The 16,368-nt window shown below is 70.7% G+C and carries 18 protein-coding genes; 6 read left to right on the forward strand and 12 right to left on the reverse strand.

Annotated elements, in window-relative coordinates; translation table 11 throughout:
• Nucleotides 1-80: 80 nt before the first annotated feature.
• From ACYVK7_RS18890 to ACYVK7_RS18905, 4 genes are all read right to left on the reverse strand, one after another.
• Nucleotides 81-791, reverse strand: a complete 711-nt coding sequence (locus ACYVK7_RS18890) for an alpha/beta fold hydrolase (protein ID WP_460889257.1) — start codon at nucleotides 789-791, stop codon at nucleotides 81-83.
• A 51-nt stretch (nucleotides 792-842) separates the two neighbouring features.
• Complete coding sequence (locus ACYVK7_RS18895) at nucleotides 843-1,748, reverse strand: NADP-dependent oxidoreductase (protein ID WP_460889258.1); 906 nt, start codon at nucleotides 1,746-1,748, stop codon at nucleotides 843-845.
• Nucleotides 1,749-1,955: 207 nt separating this feature from the next.
• Nucleotides 1,956-2,138 (reverse strand): hypothetical protein, encoded by a 183-nt coding sequence (locus ACYVK7_RS18900; protein WP_460889259.1) that lies wholly within the window; start codon nucleotides 2,136-2,138, stop codon nucleotides 1,956-1,958.
• A 33-nt stretch (nucleotides 2,139-2,171) separates the two neighbouring features.
• Nucleotides 2,172-2,342: a hypothetical protein gene (locus ACYVK7_RS18905; RefSeq protein WP_460889260.1), complete on the reverse strand. Its 171-nt coding sequence runs from the start codon at nucleotides 2,340-2,342 to the stop codon at nucleotides 2,172-2,174.
• Between ACYVK7_RS18905 and ACYVK7_RS18910 the strand changes: the two genes are divergently transcribed.
• A complete protein-coding gene (locus tag ACYVK7_RS18910) occupies nucleotides 2,341-2,952 on the forward strand; it encodes a TetR/AcrR family transcriptional regulator (protein ID WP_460889261.1) in 612 nt (203 codons plus the stop codon). The two genes, ACYVK7_RS18905 and ACYVK7_RS18910, sit on opposite strands and share 2 nt — an antisense overlap.
• Before the next feature lie 110 nt (nucleotides 2,953-3,062).
• Here the strand turns inward: ACYVK7_RS18910 and ACYVK7_RS18915 are convergent, their stop codons facing one another.
• Together ACYVK7_RS18915 and ACYVK7_RS18920 are read right to left on the reverse strand one after the other, a co-directional pair.
• Complete coding sequence (locus ACYVK7_RS18915) at nucleotides 3,063-4,169, reverse strand: Gfo/Idh/MocA family protein (protein ID WP_460889262.1); 1,107 nt, start codon at nucleotides 4,167-4,169, stop codon at nucleotides 3,063-3,065.
• A gap of 86 nt (nucleotides 4,170-4,255) precedes the next feature.
• Nucleotides 4,256-5,227: an aldo/keto reductase gene (locus ACYVK7_RS18920; protein WP_460889263.1), complete on the reverse strand. Its 972-nt coding sequence runs from the start codon at nucleotides 5,225-5,227 to the stop codon at nucleotides 4,256-4,258.
• Nucleotides 5,228-5,373: 146 nt separating this feature from the next.
• Between ACYVK7_RS18920 and ACYVK7_RS18925 the strand changes: the two genes are divergently transcribed.
• Nucleotides 5,374-5,988 (forward strand): MarR family winged helix-turn-helix transcriptional regulator, encoded by a 615-nt coding sequence (locus ACYVK7_RS18925; protein ID WP_460889264.1) that lies wholly within the window; start codon nucleotides 5,374-5,376, stop codon nucleotides 5,986-5,988.
• A 29-nt stretch (nucleotides 5,989-6,017) separates the two neighbouring features.
• The gene (locus ACYVK7_RS18930) at nucleotides 6,018-6,728 is read left to right on the forward strand and encodes a helix-turn-helix domain-containing protein (RefSeq protein WP_460889265.1); all 711 of its coding nucleotides are present in this window, start codon (nucleotides 6,018-6,020) and stop codon (nucleotides 6,726-6,728) included.
• Nucleotides 6,729-6,898: 170 nt separating this feature from the next.
• Here ACYVK7_RS18930 and ACYVK7_RS18935 read toward each other — a convergent pair whose 3' ends face one another.
• The 3 genes from ACYVK7_RS18935 to ACYVK7_RS18945 form a co-directional block, all read right to left on the reverse strand.
• On the reverse strand, nucleotides 6,899-8,032 hold the full coding sequence (locus tag ACYVK7_RS18935; RefSeq protein WP_460889266.1) for a glycosyltransferase: 1,134 nt from the start codon (nucleotides 8,030-8,032) through the stop codon (nucleotides 6,899-6,901).
• A gap of 13 nt (nucleotides 8,033-8,045) precedes the next feature.
• Nucleotides 8,046-8,699, reverse strand: a complete 654-nt coding sequence (locus tag ACYVK7_RS18940; RefSeq protein ID WP_460889267.1) for a TetR/AcrR family transcriptional regulator — start codon at nucleotides 8,697-8,699, stop codon at nucleotides 8,046-8,048.
• A 153-nt stretch (nucleotides 8,700-8,852) separates the two neighbouring features.
• Nucleotides 8,853-9,407: a small multidrug efflux protein gene (locus ACYVK7_RS18945; protein WP_460889268.1), complete on the reverse strand. Its 555-nt coding sequence runs from the start codon at nucleotides 9,405-9,407 to the stop codon at nucleotides 8,853-8,855.
• 155 nt (nucleotides 9,408-9,562) lie between these two features.
• On the opposite strand from ACYVK7_RS18945, the gene ACYVK7_RS18950 reads away from it, so the two are divergent.
• On the forward strand, nucleotides 9,563-10,876 hold the full coding sequence (locus ACYVK7_RS18950) for a sensor histidine kinase (RefSeq protein WP_460889269.1): 1,314 nt from the start codon (nucleotides 9,563-9,565) through the stop codon (nucleotides 10,874-10,876).
• Nucleotides 10,873-11,475, forward strand: a complete 603-nt coding sequence (locus ACYVK7_RS18955; protein ID WP_460889270.1) for a response regulator — start codon at nucleotides 10,873-10,875, stop codon at nucleotides 11,473-11,475. The genes ACYVK7_RS18950 and ACYVK7_RS18955 overlap by 4 nt, the downstream gene beginning before the upstream one ends.
• 181 nt (nucleotides 11,476-11,656) lie before the next feature.
• Here ACYVK7_RS18955 and ACYVK7_RS18960 read toward each other — a convergent pair whose 3' ends face one another.
• The gene (locus ACYVK7_RS18960; RefSeq protein ID WP_460889271.1) at nucleotides 11,657-12,688 is read right to left on the reverse strand and encodes an SDR family NAD(P)-dependent oxidoreductase; all 1,032 of its coding nucleotides are present in this window, start codon (nucleotides 12,686-12,688) and stop codon (nucleotides 11,657-11,659) included.
• 63 nt (nucleotides 12,689-12,751) lie between these two features.
• Here ACYVK7_RS18960 and ACYVK7_RS18965 point away from each other — a divergent pair, with 63 nt between their 5' ends.
• Complete coding sequence (locus tag ACYVK7_RS18965) at nucleotides 12,752-13,375, forward strand: TetR family transcriptional regulator (protein ID WP_460889272.1); 624 nt, start codon at nucleotides 12,752-12,754, stop codon at nucleotides 13,373-13,375.
• Between the two features lie 29 nt (nucleotides 13,376-13,404).
• On the opposite strand, the gene ACYVK7_RS18970 is transcribed toward ACYVK7_RS18965, so the two are convergent.
• Both ACYVK7_RS18970 and ACYVK7_RS18975 read right to left on the reverse strand, forming a co-directional pair.
• Nucleotides 13,405-14,427 carry an SMP-30/gluconolactonase/LRE family protein gene (locus ACYVK7_RS18970; protein WP_460889273.1) on the reverse strand — a complete coding sequence of 341 codons (1,023 nt, stop codon included), beginning with the start codon at nucleotides 14,425-14,427 and terminating at the stop codon, nucleotides 13,405-13,407.
• 25 nt (nucleotides 14,428-14,452) lie between these two features.
• Entirely contained in the window at nucleotides 14,453-16,288 is a 1,836-nt protein-coding gene (locus ACYVK7_RS18975; protein ID WP_460889274.1) for a flavin-containing monooxygenase, read from the reverse strand.
• Nucleotides 16,289-16,368: the final 80 nt, after the last annotated feature.

The following is a 16,368-nucleotide window of genomic DNA, read 5'->3' on the forward strand; positions in this document are numbered from 1 at the left end:
CAGCACCCGCACCCCGGCCCCCGCGATCGACCGGCTCCTCGAGAACGCATCACTGCGCCGAGGAACGAGGCGAGAAAACCTCAGTGGGCCTCGAGTTCGCGCGCGACATCGGCCGGACGCTCGATCATCGGCCAGTGCGAGCTGCGCAGCTTGAAGACGGCACGTGCGCGTGTGGCATTACCGAGCTCGTCGGCGAAGCGGTGAGGAAGAAACGGATCGTCCAGGCCCCAGATCACTAGCGCTGGTGCGGTCACGTTGCTCAAACCTGGCTTCCACTCCGCCCCGACCTCGATCGCCGAACGGTAGAGGGCGAGAATGCTTGCTCTCATGGTGGCATCGAGATGCCGAACCGATTCGTTTGCCGCGTCGCGTGGCATCTGCGCCTCGTTGAGGCTTGCTGCAAACGCCTCGAGGTCGAGGTCCGCCATCCATTGCTCGCCCTCGCCTGGCGTTTGCCAGATCTTGGCAAGATAGTGCCACGGATACTCCGGATCGATTGGCCCGCTGATGCCTGTCCATGTCCGCACCAGATCTGGTCGGATAGACGCGAGACGGCCCGTCAGCAGAGACCCCCAGTCATGACCGACCAGGTCGACGGGTTCGCCGATTTCTTCGATCTTCTTAACAAGCCAGTCGAGATACTCCTCTTTTGTCGACGTGAATCCCGCTGGTAGGGGTACGCCAAACCCGGGGAGATCGATCGTCACAATATCTTCGCGGTGAAGATAGGAACGGACGGTGTCCCAGAGCCGGTGGGTATCAGGTACACCATGGACGAGGACTGCAGGCATCTCGGATTCTCCAGTTGATTGTTGTCGTGGTGGAATGGCCGGTCGGCCGAGTCAGGGAAGAAGGATGACTTTGCCGTGGGTGTGGCCCGTGGCGACGAGTCGATGGGCGTCCGCGGCCTCGTCGAGTGGGAAGCTCCGGCCGATGCGTGCGGTCCATGCGCCGGCGGCGATCAGATTCAGGGCTTCCTGGACAGGGCCGCGGTCGCGGTTCCCGCTGCCTCCCGGGCTGAATGCGACGCCGTATCGTGCGGCATCGCGGTCTGCGAGCGTCACGATCCGGTCGGGGCCGCCGAGGAGATCGACGAGGGCGGGAAGGAGTCCCTTGCCGGCGGTGTCGAGCGCGGCATCGACCCCGCCCGGAGCGGCTTCGCGGATGCGGTCGACCAGGCCCGGGCCGTGGGCGACAGGGATCGCACCGAGACTCTTGACGAAGTCGGCGTTGGCAGTCCCGGCGACGCCGATCACCGTCACACCCCGCTGTCGCGCGAACTGCACGGCGGCGCCACCCAGAGCACCGCTCGCGCCGGTGACCACGAGCGTGTCACCCGGGCGAAGGTTCAGAAGCCCGAGCGCCCTCGCCGCGTTGTCGGCGCCGATGACAGTAGCCGCGGCCGCCTCGAAGGAAACGCCGTCGGGGATCGTCGCGAAGTTGCTGCTGACCGTGTACTCGGCGTAGGAGCCCTGGGTGGCGGAGTCCGGCCACCCGGCGACGCGGTCGCCGACCACGCCCTCGTCGACGCCCGGGCCGACCGCTTCGACGACGCCGGCGAACTCGAATCCGATGATGGCGGGAGCGCGCAGGTGGAACGCTCCGGCGCGTGCCAGGATCTCCGCCGGGTTCACCCCGGCGGCGTGAACCCGCGCCAGTACCTGACCCGGACCCGGCACCGGTCGCGGAGCCTCTGCAACCCGCAACACGGAGGGTTCACCGAACGAGGTGAGGACGGCGGCTTTCATGGTGATCCTTCTCCTTCTCATATCGAGCCGGCGGCACTTCCGCTGCGGCGTGCTTCGACCTGCTCGCTCACGGAGGCCCGGTGGCGAGGTCGCGCCCGGGAGGTCCAGTGCATCACTTCAGTACCGATCGGTACAGATATAACGTAGACGAGCAGAGATTTGTTCGCAAGCCCCCAACCGTGCGGGCAGGTGTCACGGCTCGGGGCGTCAGGCCTGGGTGTTCGCGCCGTCCTCGGCCGGCGCGAGCTCGATCGCCAGCGTCATGACATCGCGCTGCGCGGGGTTGTACAGCGCGCTCATCGCCTCGGCCAGAGCAGCCAGTGCGGCGTCGAGCGGCACGCTCATACGCGCAGAAGTACTCCAGGTCACGCCGAAGCGGTCGGTCAGCATCCCGAACCCTGCGCTCCGGGTGGAAGCGGCCAGTTACTCCACGATGACCGCATCCTGAACCGGGGCGTCCCCTGTCGCTTTCGTCACGGGCACCTCGGTGGCGTTCATCACCGGAGCCGGGCTCACCATCGACGGCGGCTTGAACGCCTGATCCTTCGCGTTATCTGGACTGTCTGGTCCGTAAGGGGGCATGATGAGTGCCATGCCCGTATCGCAGACCAACCTGGGGCGACCTCGCGAGTTCGATCCCGACTACGCCCTCGAACAAGCCATGAGGGTGTTCTGGGCCAAAGGATACGAGGGGGCGAGCCTGACGGACCTGACCGAGGCGATGGGCATCACTCGCAGCAGCATGTATGCGGCGTTCGGGAACAAGGACGAGTTGTTCCGCCGAGCGGTCGAGCGGTACACCGAAGGCCCGGCCTCCTACGGAATCCGTGCGCTGTCCGAGCCGACCGCACGCGAAGTGGCCGAGTCCATTCTCCGCGGCGCAGCCGCTGCCAGCACGAGTCGCGAGGCACCCCACGGATGCCTTGGCGTCCAGGCTGCGCTGTCCGCCGGCGACAACGGGCTCACTGCCCAGAAGGTCCTCGTCGACTGGCGCCAGGACGGCGCTGCGCGCCTCGAGTCCCGATTTCTGCGTGCGCGGGCCGAGGGTGATCTGCCGGAGACCGAGGATCCGCGCACGCTGGCGGCCTACATCACGACGGTCGCGTACGGCATCGCCGTTCAGGCGGCGACGGGCAGGAGCGAGGCGGAACTGCGCCGGGTTGCTGATGTGGCGATGAACGCGGTGTCCTGGTCCCACGGCTGAGACAGCGAGCTCTGCGATCGTCTTCATCGACGCCTTAGGCGTCACCGCCGAGTCCGCTCGACAGCAGGGTGCGGGCGCCGCCGTGGCCGCCCGCACCCTGCTGAGGAGTTCTACTGTCGCTGCCCGCTGCGGGCGGCTTCCTCGACTCGCGCGACGAGCTGACTGTTGTGCAGCGCGTGAGCGAAGCCCGGCGTCGCAAAGGTGTTCTCGTCGATGTCGCGCGCGAGGCTCGCGTACACCTCGCCCACGTTGATGGAGGCACCGGTCCAGATCTCGGCGGCGGCCGGACCGGTTCCCGTGGCGACAGGGCGGTCGGGCGCTTCGAAGTCGACGTTCGAGGTCAGTGTGAGGTCGCCGACCTGGACGCCGGCGGGGTGGTTGCCGGTCAGCCTGAGCCAGCCGTCGGCGCCACGGACCTCGAGGCTGAACCGGGCGTCGGGCACGGGCACACCCGCCAGGACCTGCACTCCCACCGGGGTGCCGGAGGCGGTCTTGAGGATCGCGTCGAGGTGCTCCGGTACCTCACGGGTGGTGGTCGTGCCGGTGTCGGTCAGCTTCACCTCGGGCCAGAGCAGTTCCGTGCGCGCGTCGATCTCGGTGATGTCGCCGAGGATCGTCTCGATCACGTCCAGGACATGGCCTACCGCGATCGTCATGAAGCCTGCGCCGGCGGCCGCCTTGTCGAAGTACTCGTACGCGCTCACCGACTCCGGGCCGTTCCCGAAGGTCGTCGCGGTCGCTCGGGCCGACAGCAGCCGCCCGAGCCGGCCCTGGGCGATGATCTCGGCCGCCCGGCGCACCGACGGGTTGAGGCTGCCCTGCAGCCCGATTGCCGTGTGCAGGGTGCCGGCCGCTGCGGCCATCTCCTCGGTCTGGGCGACGCTCGCGCCCAGCGGGGACTCCGTGTAGACGGCCTTGCCCGCCGCGAGAGCCGCGAGCACGAGCTCGCGGTGTGCCGGGACCTTGACGGCGACGGTGACGAGGTCGATCGTCGGGTCGCTGATCAGCTCGTACGGGTCGGCGTACCAGCGCTCGGCGCCGAACAGCTCGGCGGCCTCTCGTGCGCTCTCCTCACGCCGGGTCGCCACCGCTGCCAGCACGAGCTGCGGCTGGGCCGCCAGCGCGGGGATGTGCGATGCCCCGGCCCAGCTCGCTCTCGTATCCGCGCCGATGATCCCGACACGAATCACACTGCTCGCCATGATCTGCTGCTCCATTCGGTCTGCTGCTCTGTCTGTTGCTCGGCCCGCAGCGGTTGCGGCACGGTCGTCTCGTGCGGTGCGGCTTGTCGCCGGGCCGCCTCTCACCGGTCGATGGCGGCCATGCCGCCCCGGTCATGGCGGTCGCCGGACGCGGGTGCCAGGTTGTTCAGCCGGTCGATCTGGTCCGGGGTGAGCCGGATCCTGTCGGCCGCGATGTTCTCCTCGAGCCGATCGATGTGTCGGGTGCCGGGGATGGGGTTGATGTCCCTGCCCTGGGCCAGGAGCCAGGCCAGGGCGACCTGGGCAGGGGTGGCTCCGGCCTCGATCGCCACGGACCGGACCTCGTCCACGATGCGCAGGTTGCGTTCGAGGTTGCCGCCGGTGAAGCGTGGGTTGGTGCGACGCCAGTCGTCGGCGTCCAGGCCGTCCAGGGAACGGATGTTCCCGGTCAGGAAACCGTGGCCCAGCGGGGAGTACGGCACCAGTCCGATCCCCAGCTCGCGCAGCATCGGCAGTACCTCGGCCTCGGGGTCCCGCGTCCACAGCGAGTACTCGCTCTGGACGGCGGCCACCGGGTGGACCGCGTGCGCGCGGCGGATGGTGGCGGGGCCGGCCTCGGACAGGCCGATGTAGCGGACCTTGCCCTGCGTGACCAGGTCGCCCAGGGCGCCAATGGTGTCCTCGATCGGGGTGTCGGGGTCGACCCGGTGCTGGTAGTAGAGGTCGATGTGGTCGGTGCCCAGGCGCCGCAACGACCCCTCGACGGCGAGATGGACGTTCGCCGGCGTGCTGTCCGCCCCCGGCCGGCCCGTGTGGGACGCCAGACCGAACTTGGTGGCGAGCACCACCTCGTCCCGACGGCCCTTGATCGCCCGGCCCAACAGGCCTTCGTTGGCGCCTCGCCCGTACACCTCGGCGGTGTCCAGGTGGGTGACGCCCAGGTCCAGAGCGCGCCGGATGGTACGGATGGAGCCTTCCTCGGACTCGTCCTTGCCTGTGTAGAACGCGGACATGCCCATGACTCCCAGACCGAGGCGCGAGACCTCAAGCCCGCCGAGCGACGTGGTCTGCATCGGATGGTCCTCTCCTGGATCGGTTCGCCAGCCCACTGCCGGTATGTCGACCCGACAAGAACTTGACGCATCAAGATGAACTTGAGGCGTCAAGTTCTACCTCTTGGAACTTGATGCGTCAATAACGATCGCCGTAGGCTGGCCGCATGGCGAAGGCGGCGGATGCTCAGCGGCAGGGCAAGAGGGCCGGGCAAGGCGGATCGGCATCCCGCGCAACGACGCCATCCGCTGCGGTCACCGGGCCCGGAGGTGGCTCACCCGTTGGATCGGACGCCGAGCCGCGCTGGCTGAACAGCGACGAACTGGCGGCGTGGCTGGCCAACTCTGCGATCATGATCAGCTTGCCTGCCGCCCTGGACGCGCGGATGCAGCGCGAGTCCCAGATGACCTTCTTCGAGTACATGGTGCTGTCGGTCCTCTCCGAGGAGCCGGACCGGACCATGCAGATGAGCGCACTGGCCGTGCGTACATCAGCTTCGCTGTCGCGGTTGTCGCACGTCGTCGGGCGACTGGAGAAGCGAGGGCTGCTTGCCAGGTCCCGGATACCCGGTGCAGGTCGCCGCACCAACACCACCCTGACCGAGGCCGGCTACGACGTCGTGGTCGCGGCTGCGCCCGGACATGTCGCGGCAGTCCGCGAATACCTGATCGACTCGCTCGAACCGCGCGACCTGATTGCCTTGCAGCGCATCGGCGCAGCAGTGGACGCCGCGATCAATCACGGACGAACCACCGCCACAAGTGCGACGACGGCTCACTGACGTTCCGAGTCGTAGCCGCACTGGTCCGGATGCGTGAGATCGGCCTGCTCGAGGAGCCCGACCGCGAGCCCAACGGCTACAACAAGCGCTACGAGGTGCGCCACCTGACGCGGCTGCTACAGATCAAGCGGCTGACGGGCCTGGGGCTCTCGTTGGCGCAGGTCGCCGAGCTAGGAACAGCCGCCCACGGGCACCCCTCCGTCTTCCAGGAGATCGACGCCGAGCTGGAGGCGACGGTCGAACGGATCCAAAGCGTCCGGCAAGAGCTGGCCGTGCTGTCCCGGCCCGGCGCGACTCCCGACGTGCCCACCGCGTTCCACGAAGTCGCACAGCCCTTGCGCGACAACGACCGGGCGCTCCTGACGATCTACTCCCAGCTGTTCTCGGAGGAGTCGATGGACGCGTTGCGTCAGCTCCTCGCAACCAATCCCCACGAGGACCTCGACGAAGCGTTTCGCGACCTCCCCGCGGACGCGGACGACGCTACGCGCCAGGCGCTCGCCGAATGGATGGCGCCGTTCGTCGGCGCCAACAGGTCGGTGACCTTGGAGACCAAGGCCGCGACACCCCGCGAGGCCGAGGCGGCGAGGAACGCTGTGGGCCAGGCTCTGCAGGCGCTCTACAACCCGGCTCAGCTGGACGTGCTGAGGCGAGCGTGCGAGCTCGGCCCGGCCATGGGAACCGCGCCTGATCAAGGGGCCAAGGAGGCGCTGGACGGTTCGGACGATGCACCCGAGTGAGTGAGCGAAGGGCTGGCTGACGCCGGGCAAGGTCCCGGCGTCAGCCGTCGTGCGTAGCGCTCCACTCGATAAGCGGGTGCAGCACCCGCATCAAGGCTGCTGCCCTGCCCGGCGTGATGCAGGGCAGGGCAGCACGCATGCCAGGACCTGGCCGGGGAGCGACCGTGGTGTCAGCTCAGGGTGTCGGCCAGCTGCTCTGCGACCTCGGCGGGTGTTGGCATGGCCTGGATCTGCCGGGCCACGGCGCGGGCCGCGTGGGCGTATGCGGTGTCCGTGCGCAGTGTTCCGACGGCCTTGGCGACGGCCTGCGGCATGTCGGGCCCGGGCTGCACGGCGATGCCCGCGCCCGACGCGTCGACCACTGCTGCTTGGAGGAACTGGTCGGCGCCCTGCGGCACGACGACGAGCGGCAGGCCGCGGGCCAGCGCGCCGAGAGTGGTGCCGGCGCCGCCGTGGGTGACCACCAGGTCGACGTCGTGCAGCAGCTCGGCCAGCGGGGCGAAGCCGGTGAATGTGACACCGTCGCCAGCGGCACCGAAGTCTTCGGTCCGTGCGGTCAGGCCGAGCGTGACCACCAGGTCCACGCCGGCGTCCCGCAGCTCGGTGAGGATCGGGATCAGGACCGCGGGGTCCGAGAAGTGGGTGCCGAACGTGACCAGCGCGCGGGGTCCGTGGCCGCGCTCGGGCACGGCGGCAGGGACCGCCGTCGGGCCGGGGCCCTGGTGCGGTTCCGGCCGCAGCGGCAGCCGGGTCTGCGGGGCGTCCCAGCCGGGCGGCTGGAGCAGGTCCGGGCACGGGTCGAGGTACCACCGAGCAGGGACGGGCGTCAGCCCGCGCTCCGCGTAGCGGACGGCGGCCACCCGGTTGATCCCGTCCGTGAACTCCGCGGGGATCGCCGGCCCGAAGGCCAGCGTCGCCAGCGGGACCTCCAGCGCCGCCGCCACCAGGGGCCCGACGAAGTCCATCGCCTCGGCCACGATCAGGTCGGGCGTGAAGGCCCGGGCAGCGGCCAGGGCATCGTCCGCCGTCAGGTCGATCCGGGTGCCGGCGAAGAATTCGGCGACGGCCTCCGGGGCGGGATCCGCAGCGGCGTCGACGCCGGTGCGACGGGCCGACTCCGCGAAGAGGACGTCCGCGCCGGGGCCGGCCGGGAGCAGCTCGATGCCCTCGGGGTCCAGTACCGGAGCGAAGAGACCGGCGGTCATGACCGCTACCTGGTCACCACGGTTCTTGAAGGCGCGAGCCAGCGGGAGCTGGGGCAGCAGGTGACCGTGGGCGGGCGTACTTGAGAAGAGTATCCGCATATTGATTAGCGTACTACTTCATCGAATTTGCCCTGGGCGACTCGTCGGCGACGTCGTCCAGGTCCCCGCACAGCGCGAAGAGCAGCTCGCGCCGGAGCCAGTCCTGGCACGCGGGCCAGCCCCAGCCGAGCCCACGCAGCCGCAACCAGGACTCGGGGCTCAGGTAGTACATCAGGACGTCGGTCGCCCGGGCGGTCGTCATGCCACGGCGCAACGCGCCCACGGTGGCCAGCCGAGCCGCGATGAGACGGAACCGTTCGCGCAGCAACCGGTTCGTGCCGGCGAAGATCTCGCCGATCTCGGTGTCGGCCGCGTTGTTGACCAGCACGGCCATGAGGCGTCCGTGCCGCCGGACGACGTCTCCGGTGCTGCGTGCGGCCAGGCCGGCGATCTCGCCGCCGTCCGACGCCTTGGCGATGGCGGAGAGCGCTGAGCTGATGCGGTCGTCCTCCGCTGCGCGCTCGGTGAGCCCGCGCACCAAGGCGAGCTTGTTCCCGAAGGACGCGTAGACGGTGCCCTGTGCCACCCCGGCCTCCTGCGCGATCCGCGCGATGGTCACTCGCGGGTAGCCGTGTTCGGCGAAGAGCGCTTCCGCGGTGTCCAGGATGGCGGCCCGGGTCGATGCGGCGGCTTGCTCTCGTACGGCAGAACGGTAGGTACGTGGCACGCACCCACTGTAGGTGTGCGGCGGCGGGCGGCGGCGTCCGCCTGGATGGTCGCGGTGGCGAGCCGGGTGGAGACCGACGGCTCGGAAGCGTTCAACGGGCCGCGAGTCATGCCGACCGGTCGGGGCCCGCTCAGGACCTACTGCGGTGCCGGTTCATCGGACAGCCTGGATGACGCCGGTGATGACCAGGGCGGTGAGCGTGGTCCAGGCGATGATGGCGGCGGCCTGCCAGACCAGGATGCGGGCCTTGCCGACGCCGGAGGCGGCAAGCATGGTGGCGGTGAAGTGCGTGGGCAGGAGCAGCGGTCCGAGCAGGCTGACGCCGGGGACGCCGTAGCGCTCGTAGGCGCGCTGGAACTTCGCGCGGCGGGCGGCGCTCCGGGAGTCGTCCGCCGCGGCCGGGGCGGTCATCAGGACGGTCTCGCCACCCGCCGGCCCGCCGGCCCGTGCGACCGCCCTCGTCCGGTGCCGGGTCACGACGGCGTTGCGCGCACCGGAGCTGAGCAGCACGAGCGCGGCGACGACGAGGAAGTTGCCGGCCATCGCGGCGATGGCGGCGACGACCGGGTTGATACCGCCGATGATGCCGATCGCGGCGCCGCCCTCGCCCTCGATGAAGGGGATGGCGCCGGCGACTGCGACGATGAGTGGCTGGACGAACTCGGGCACCTGCCCGAGGAGGTCCTGGAGGGTTTCGACAAGGTCCATGGTGTGCTCCTGCGGTTGTGGACGTCGGGGCGGTTCCCGGTCCTGACTCCAGTCCACCGCTCGCGAGCCCTGCCCAGAAGTGCCTGGCTGTCACTGCTTGCCGGGGCCTTCGCACGCCGCATCCATGACATGTGTCATGCCCGTAGCCTGGGCGAATGAGCAGCCGGTCCGATCGCTCCGCCGTCGCCGCATCAGCTATCGAGGCCCGTACCGCGCTACGGCTGACCCGGAGCATCAGCGCGACCTGGTGGTACGTCGCGCTGGCAATCGTGGTCTCCCAGCTCGTCATCGTGATCCTCCTGGTGGACACTCTCGTCGAGGGTGAGTTCGGCCGCCCCACGTCCGTAGCCGTCGGCGTTGGCGGGCTGCTGTGGTGGCTCGCGTCGCTGCCCCTGCTGCTCGACTACCGGCATCGCACCGTGGATGCGCCGCTGGTTATCTGGCGGCGCCATCTCCCACCCCTCCTGTTCTCGGTGGCCTATGGGCTCGCGGCTGGGCTGGTCACCGGGGTGTGGGTGGTAGGTGTCCTACCGCTGATCCAGGTGGCCATGCTGGTGAACTGGCCGCCTGGAGTCCGCTTGCGCGTTGTGCTGGCTGCGACCGCGCTGCTTGTCGCGCTCTGTGTGATCGACGTCCGCCTCACGCTGGGGGAGGTTCCCGCCGCCAACTGGCCCCAGGTGCTCTTCTTGTCCGCCATCCTGCCGATCGTGACCGTCTCGTCGCTGTGGTGGTGGGACGTGCTCGTCACGCTCGACCGGGCCCGCGCCTCGGAGGCCAAGCTCGCGGCCACCCAGGAGCGCCTCCGCCTGGCGACCGACGTGCACGACCTGCAGGGCCACCACCTCCAGGTCATCGCTCTGCAGCTGGAGCTCGCCGAACGGCTCATGCCCCGCGACCCCGAGGCAGGCATGGAACAGCTGCGCGCCGCACGCGCCAGCGTCGACGACGCCCGGCAGGGCACCCGCGACCTGGCCACCCGCTTCCGCTCCGTCCCGCTGCGCGACGAGCTCGCCAACGCCGTCGACCTGCTACGCGCCGCCGGCACCAGGGCCGAGGCCACAGTGGACCCCGACGCCACGCTCGCCCCGGCGTCCGCCCTCGGGCCGGTCGTCCGCGAGACGACGACGAACGTCCTGCGGCACGGCGGCGGCCGGTGGGCCCGCCTGTCCCTCACCCGCACGGACGGGTCGTGGCGTTACGAGATTTCCAACGACGTCGCCCCCGATGCCCCCGACCTGCCCGGGAGCGCGGGCGGCGCGGGGCTGGACGGGATCGCCCGGCGGGCGTCCGAGGTGGACGGCGACCTCGAGGTACGCCGTGACGGCGAGACGTTCACCGTCGTCGTCACTGTCCCCGCCGACGACAGCCTCACCGACGACAGCCTCACCGTCGACAGCCTCACCGTCGACAGCCTCACCGTCGACAGCCCTGCCGGAACGACCCCTGCCGAGAAAAGGACTGCTGGATGATCCGGGTGCTGCTCGCCGACGACGAGGGCATGATCCGGTCCGCGCTGGCCGCGCTGCTGCGCCTGGAGCCGGACATCGACGTCGTCGCGGAGTGCGCCGACGGCGCCGCGGCCGTGGCCGACGCCGAACGCCTGGAGCCGGACGTGTGCCTGCTGGACCTGGAGATGCCGCACCTCGACGGCGTGCAGGTCACCGAACGGCTCAACCGCACCCTGGCCACCCGGTGCGTGATCGTCACCCGCCACGCCCGGCCCGGCGTCCTGCGGCGTGCGCTGGCGTCGGGGGCCGCCGGGTTCCTGCCCAAATCCCGCTCCGCCGACGAGGTCGCGGCCGTCATCCGCCGGGTCGCGGCGGGAGGCCGGTACGTCGACCCGGAGATCGCCGCCGACGCTCTGAGCGACGAACGCTCCCCGCTGACCGGCCGTGAGCTCGACGTCCTGCGTGCCGGCCGGCGCGGCGAGACGACGGGGCAGATCGCCCGGTCCCTGTCGCTCGCCCCCGGCACCGTGCGCAACCACATCTCCGCCGTGCTGGGAAAGCTCGCCGTCGACTCCCGCCAGCAGGCCGTGCTGCTCGCGGAGGAACGCGGCTGGATCTGACCTCCGCGAGGTCATGCCCAACGAGTGCCGCCACGTCGACCGGACGGCGAACAGCACTCGGTGGTGCACGCCTACCTGGCCGGCGTGACACATGTCGCGGGTCGGGACGACGAACGTCCTGGGCGCCGGTGACGGCTCGTCACGTGCGCGCGCCGCTGCCCAGATCCCGGCTGACCCGCGGTCAGACGGCGGACCAGCCGCCGTCCGCGGCGATGATCGCGCCGTTGAGGTTCACCGAGTCCCTCGACAGGAGGAAGGTGATCGTTGCGGCGAGCTCCTCGGCCATGGCCAGGCTCAGGATGTTGACCTGGTGCGGCCGCAGGACCGCCGCGCCGAACTCGGCCTGGCCCGGCACGGGGATGCCCGTGGCGACGCCGCCGGGCGCCACGGCGTTGGTGCGGATGCCGCTCTTGGCGTACATCACGGCCATCGACTTGCTCAGGCCCACGACCGCGTGCTTGGACGCGGTGTAGGCGACGCCTGCCGCCGAGCCGCGCAGCCCGGCCTCGGAGGCGACGTTGACGACACGTCCCTCGCGCGCCTCCAGCATGCCCGGCACGACGGCGCGGGTGAGCCGCATGGTGCCCTCGAGGTTCACGCGCAGCACGCGCTCCCACAGCTCGTCGCCGACCTCGTGGATCGCCGACGTGTCGTCCATGATCCCGGCGACGTTGGCCAGCGCGTCCGCCCGGTCGCCCGCGGCCCGGACGATGCGTGCGACGTCGCCCGGGTCGGAGACGTCCCCTGCCACGGGAACGACCTCGGCTCCGGCGGGGAGACCGGTCAGCGTGCCGGCGAGCTCGTCCAGCTTCTCGGCGGAGATGTCCGCGGCGACGACGCGTCCGCCCTCGCGCGCCACCCGTGACGCGACGGCCCGGCCGATGCCGGAGGCCGCACCCGTGACGATCACCGTCTGACCCGCGAAGCGGCCGGGCGTGATCTGCTCCGCCCAGCCGGCCGGCTGCCCGCCGTCGGCGCCCGCCTGCGCGGCCTCGCCGGGCGCGGCCTCCCGGTACGCGGCGATCAGCGCGTCGAGCGCCTCCGCGGAGAACCTGTCGTCGGACAGGGCCACGAGCTGCTCCAGCGGCAGGCCGCGCGCGGGCGCGAGCGAGTCGGGCGTGGCGCCGCCCCGCGCGAGGAGACCAGCGAGGATCTGGCTGCCGACGGGGTGGTCGAGCCAGTCGCCGACGGTGGAGTGGACGGACAGTGCCATGGGACGCTCCTGGGACTGGGGGAAAGGTACCGGACAACAGTGTCCGGTACTTCGGATAGCGCCATGACCGGTGCATTTCGCGAGTTCCGGCGCGGCGACGTCCCTCGTGCGGCCGTGCGCCGCGGGGGAGCGCCCAACCTCGGTCCTCGCGCCGCCGCGGGCAACCGGGCCGCGCTGTTGGCGGCCGCCCGCGAGGTCTTCGGGTCGGCGGGCACGGGTGCGCCGCTGAGCGCGGTCGCCAAGCGCGCTGGGGTGGGGCAGGGCAGCCTCTACCGGCACTTCCCGGAGCGGCTCGACCTCGTGGTGGCGGTCTTCGAGGAGCAGGTCATCGCGGTCGAGGAGCTGGCGGCAATGCCCGGCACCCGGCTGCCCGAGCTGCTCGGGCTGGTCACCCGGCACGCCGTCGACTCCGTGGCGTTCGTCGATCTCGTCCGGCCCGGCGTGCCCGACGGGCGGCTGGCCGCCCTGGGCGGGCGGGTCGCCGTCGCGCTGAGCACCCGCCTGGAGGATGCGCTGGCGGCGAGCGAGGTCCCGGCCGGGACGACGCGGGAGGACCTCCTGCTCGCGGTCTCGATGGTGGCCGGCGCGCTCTCCCAGGTGGACGACGACGCCCGGCTCCGTCGGGCGAAGCGCGCCTGGGAGCTGCTGCGGTTCGAGGTGCGGCTGCCCGGCACCACGGCGGGCTGACGGCGCGCGTGGTGAGGGCAGCGACCGCGCTAGCCTCCGTTCGACTGGCGGATGCCCTCGGCCAGCGCCTCGAACTCGTAGACGAAACCGCCCGCAGATCCGCTGACCGTCATGTAGGCGTCAGTGGTGCCGGGTCGGATGGCGATGTTGGTGGCCGAGGACAGCCCCTTCGCCCTGGGCGGCAGGGACACCGTCGTGAGGAGCTCACCGGTCGGGCTGTAGACGAACACCTTGGCCTGACCGTGCACCCCCTGGTAGATGTTCCCGGCAGCGTCGACGGCGGTCGAGTCGACCTGAGTCCTGCCCCCGCTGAACCAGATGGCGGGATAGGCGGTGGTCACCTCGGTCCCGTCCTGGTCGAGCCCGAGGAAGTCGACCCGGTTCCCGGTGTTGTGGCTCACCCACAGCCCGTCGAAGTCGGGGGTGAACGAGATGCCGTTCGGGGCGGGCAGGTCCTGCGCGAGGACCGAGGCCTCTGCCGTCTGCCGGTCGATCCGCACCACGCGGCCCTGCGCCTCCCAGGAGGGATTCGCGTAGCCGGTCGTGTCGGTGACGAAGAGGTTGCCGGCCTCGTCGAACGCCAGGTCGTCGGGCCGCATGGGCTGCCCCTCGACGTCGCCGGCGAAGATCGTCCGGGGGTCGCCGCCGTCGGCGGTGATGCTGTCGATGCCGCCGCTCGCGAAGTCCGTGAGGTACAGCCGCCCGTCGTGCGGACTGAACTGCGCGGACGTGTACGCGCTGTCCTTGTCGGTGTAGACAAGGGCGACCTCACGCTGCTCGAGGTCGACCCGGAGCACCTTGGGTTCGCCGGCGGGGGCAGTGACGTCGACGACGAAGAGACCACCGTCCGGCCCGAAGGCGGGTCCCTCCAGCAGCGTCATCCCGGTCGCCTCATGGGCCTCCGTCACCTGAAGCACCCTCTTCGCGGTGCGCTCCGGCGCCGGCCCGCGGGGTACATCGCCGGCGTCGTCCGCCGTACCGGGCGCGGCGCACCCGGCCAGCAGGCAGGCTGCCACCGCCGCGAGGAGCGCACGGCTGCGGAGGGGTGTCATCCGAGCAGGCCCGGCCTCGTGCCCCTCACCGGGTGCTCACCAGGACGTCGCCGATGCCGCTCGCGCGCCACTCGCGCAGCAGGCGGTGGAAGGCGACGGGCCCGGGCCCGTAGGAGGAGCTGGGGCCGACACCAGCTCCCTCCCGGTTGTAGTAGCCGGGGGTGCACTCGGCCTGGAACGCGCTGTTGTCGTGCGCGGACTCGCGGATGGTCCGTGCCCACTGGTCCTCCGCCTGCTCCGATGGCTCGACATAGCGCGCGCCGACCGCGCGGCTCTCGGCGATGACGGCGGCGATGTGCTCGGCCTGTTCCTGCAGGACGTGCGTGAAGTTCACGGAGTTGGCGTTCTGCACGGACCCGAGGTGGAAGAGGTTGGGGAACCCGTGACTGTAGAAGCCGTGCAGCGTCCGGGGGCCGTGGCCCCACGCCTCGAGCAGCTTGCGCCCGCCCCTGCCGGTCACCGGCATGGTGCCGGACAGGATGCCGGAGACGCCGACCTCGAACCCGGTGGCGAAGATGACGCAGTCCACCTCGTACTCGACGTCGCCGACCACCACGGCGGTCTCGGTCATTCGGGTGATGCCGCCGAAGTCGGCGGTGTCCACCAGCGTGACGTTCGGGCGGTTGAAGGTCGGCAGGTAGAGGTCGCTGAACGTCGGCCGCTTGCACATGTAGCGGTACCAGGGCTTGAGCAGCTCGGCGGTGGCCGGGTCGGTGACCACCTCGTCGACCCGGGCGCGGATCTGGTCCATCTTGGCGAGGTCGACGAGCTCGTCGATCCGCTCGCGCTCCTCGGCGGACAGGCTCGTGTCGACGGCGCCGCTGATCACCTTGCGCTGCAGTCGGGCGGTCGACGTCCAGCCGTCCTGCGTCAGGTCCTCCGCCACGGGCTCGCCGGAGACGACGGAGAGGAAGTTGTCCATGCGTTCGCGCTGCCAGCCGGGCCGCAGCGAGGCTGCCCACGCCGGTTCGGTGGGGCGGTTGTCCCGCACGTCGACCGAGGACGGTGTGCGCTGGAAGACGAACAGGTGCTCGGCGTCGCGTGCCACGAACGGGATGACCTGGACGCCGGTGGCGCCGGTGCCGACGACCGCCACCTTCTTGTCGGCGAGGCCTGTGAGGCCGCCGAACTGGTCGCCACCGGTGTAGCCGTAGTCCCACCGGCTGGTGTGGAAGGTGTGGCCGCGGAAGGTCTCGATCCCGGGGATGCCCGGCAGCTTGGGCTCCGAGAGCGTGCCCGAGGAGGTGATGACGTAGCGGGCACGGATGCGGTCGCCGCGGTCGGTCCGCGCCACCCACTCGTCGGCGGCCTCGTCCCAGTCCAGCGCGGTCACGCGGGTGTGGAAGACGGCGTCGCGGTACAGGTCGAACCTCCGCGCGACGGCGACGGCGTGCCGGCGGATCTCCTCGCCGGGCGCGTACCGCCACTCCGGCACGGAACCGACCTCCTCCAGCAGCGGCATGTACACGTAGGACTGGATGTCGCAGTGGATGCCCGGGTAGCGGTTCCAGTACCAGGTGCCGCCGAAGTCTCCCGCCTCGTCCATCATGCGCAGGTTCTCGACGCCGGCCTGGCGCAGCCGCGCCCCGGTGACCAGGCCGCCGAAGCCGCCCCCGACCACGAGCACCTCGACGGAGTCGGTCAGGGGCTCGCGCTCGGTGCGCGGCGTGTAGGGGTCCTTGGCGTAGTACCCGAACGAACCCGCCGCGCGTCGGTACTGGGTGGCACCGTCCGGGCGGATGCGGCGGTCGCGCTCCGCCGCGTACCTCGCACGGATCGCCTCGAGATCCTGGTTCTCGACGTGCAGCTCCTCGGCGCCCGGCTCGTCGGCGGTCGCGGTTGCCTGGGGTGAAGTTGTCATGCCTGGACGATAAACTTAACCCAGGCCTAAGTAAATAGGTTAGGTCGATCCTAAGTAACTAGGGCGGTGCCTCGACTGAC

The sequence above is a fragment of the Promicromonospora xylanilytica genome (assembly GCF_054782895.1).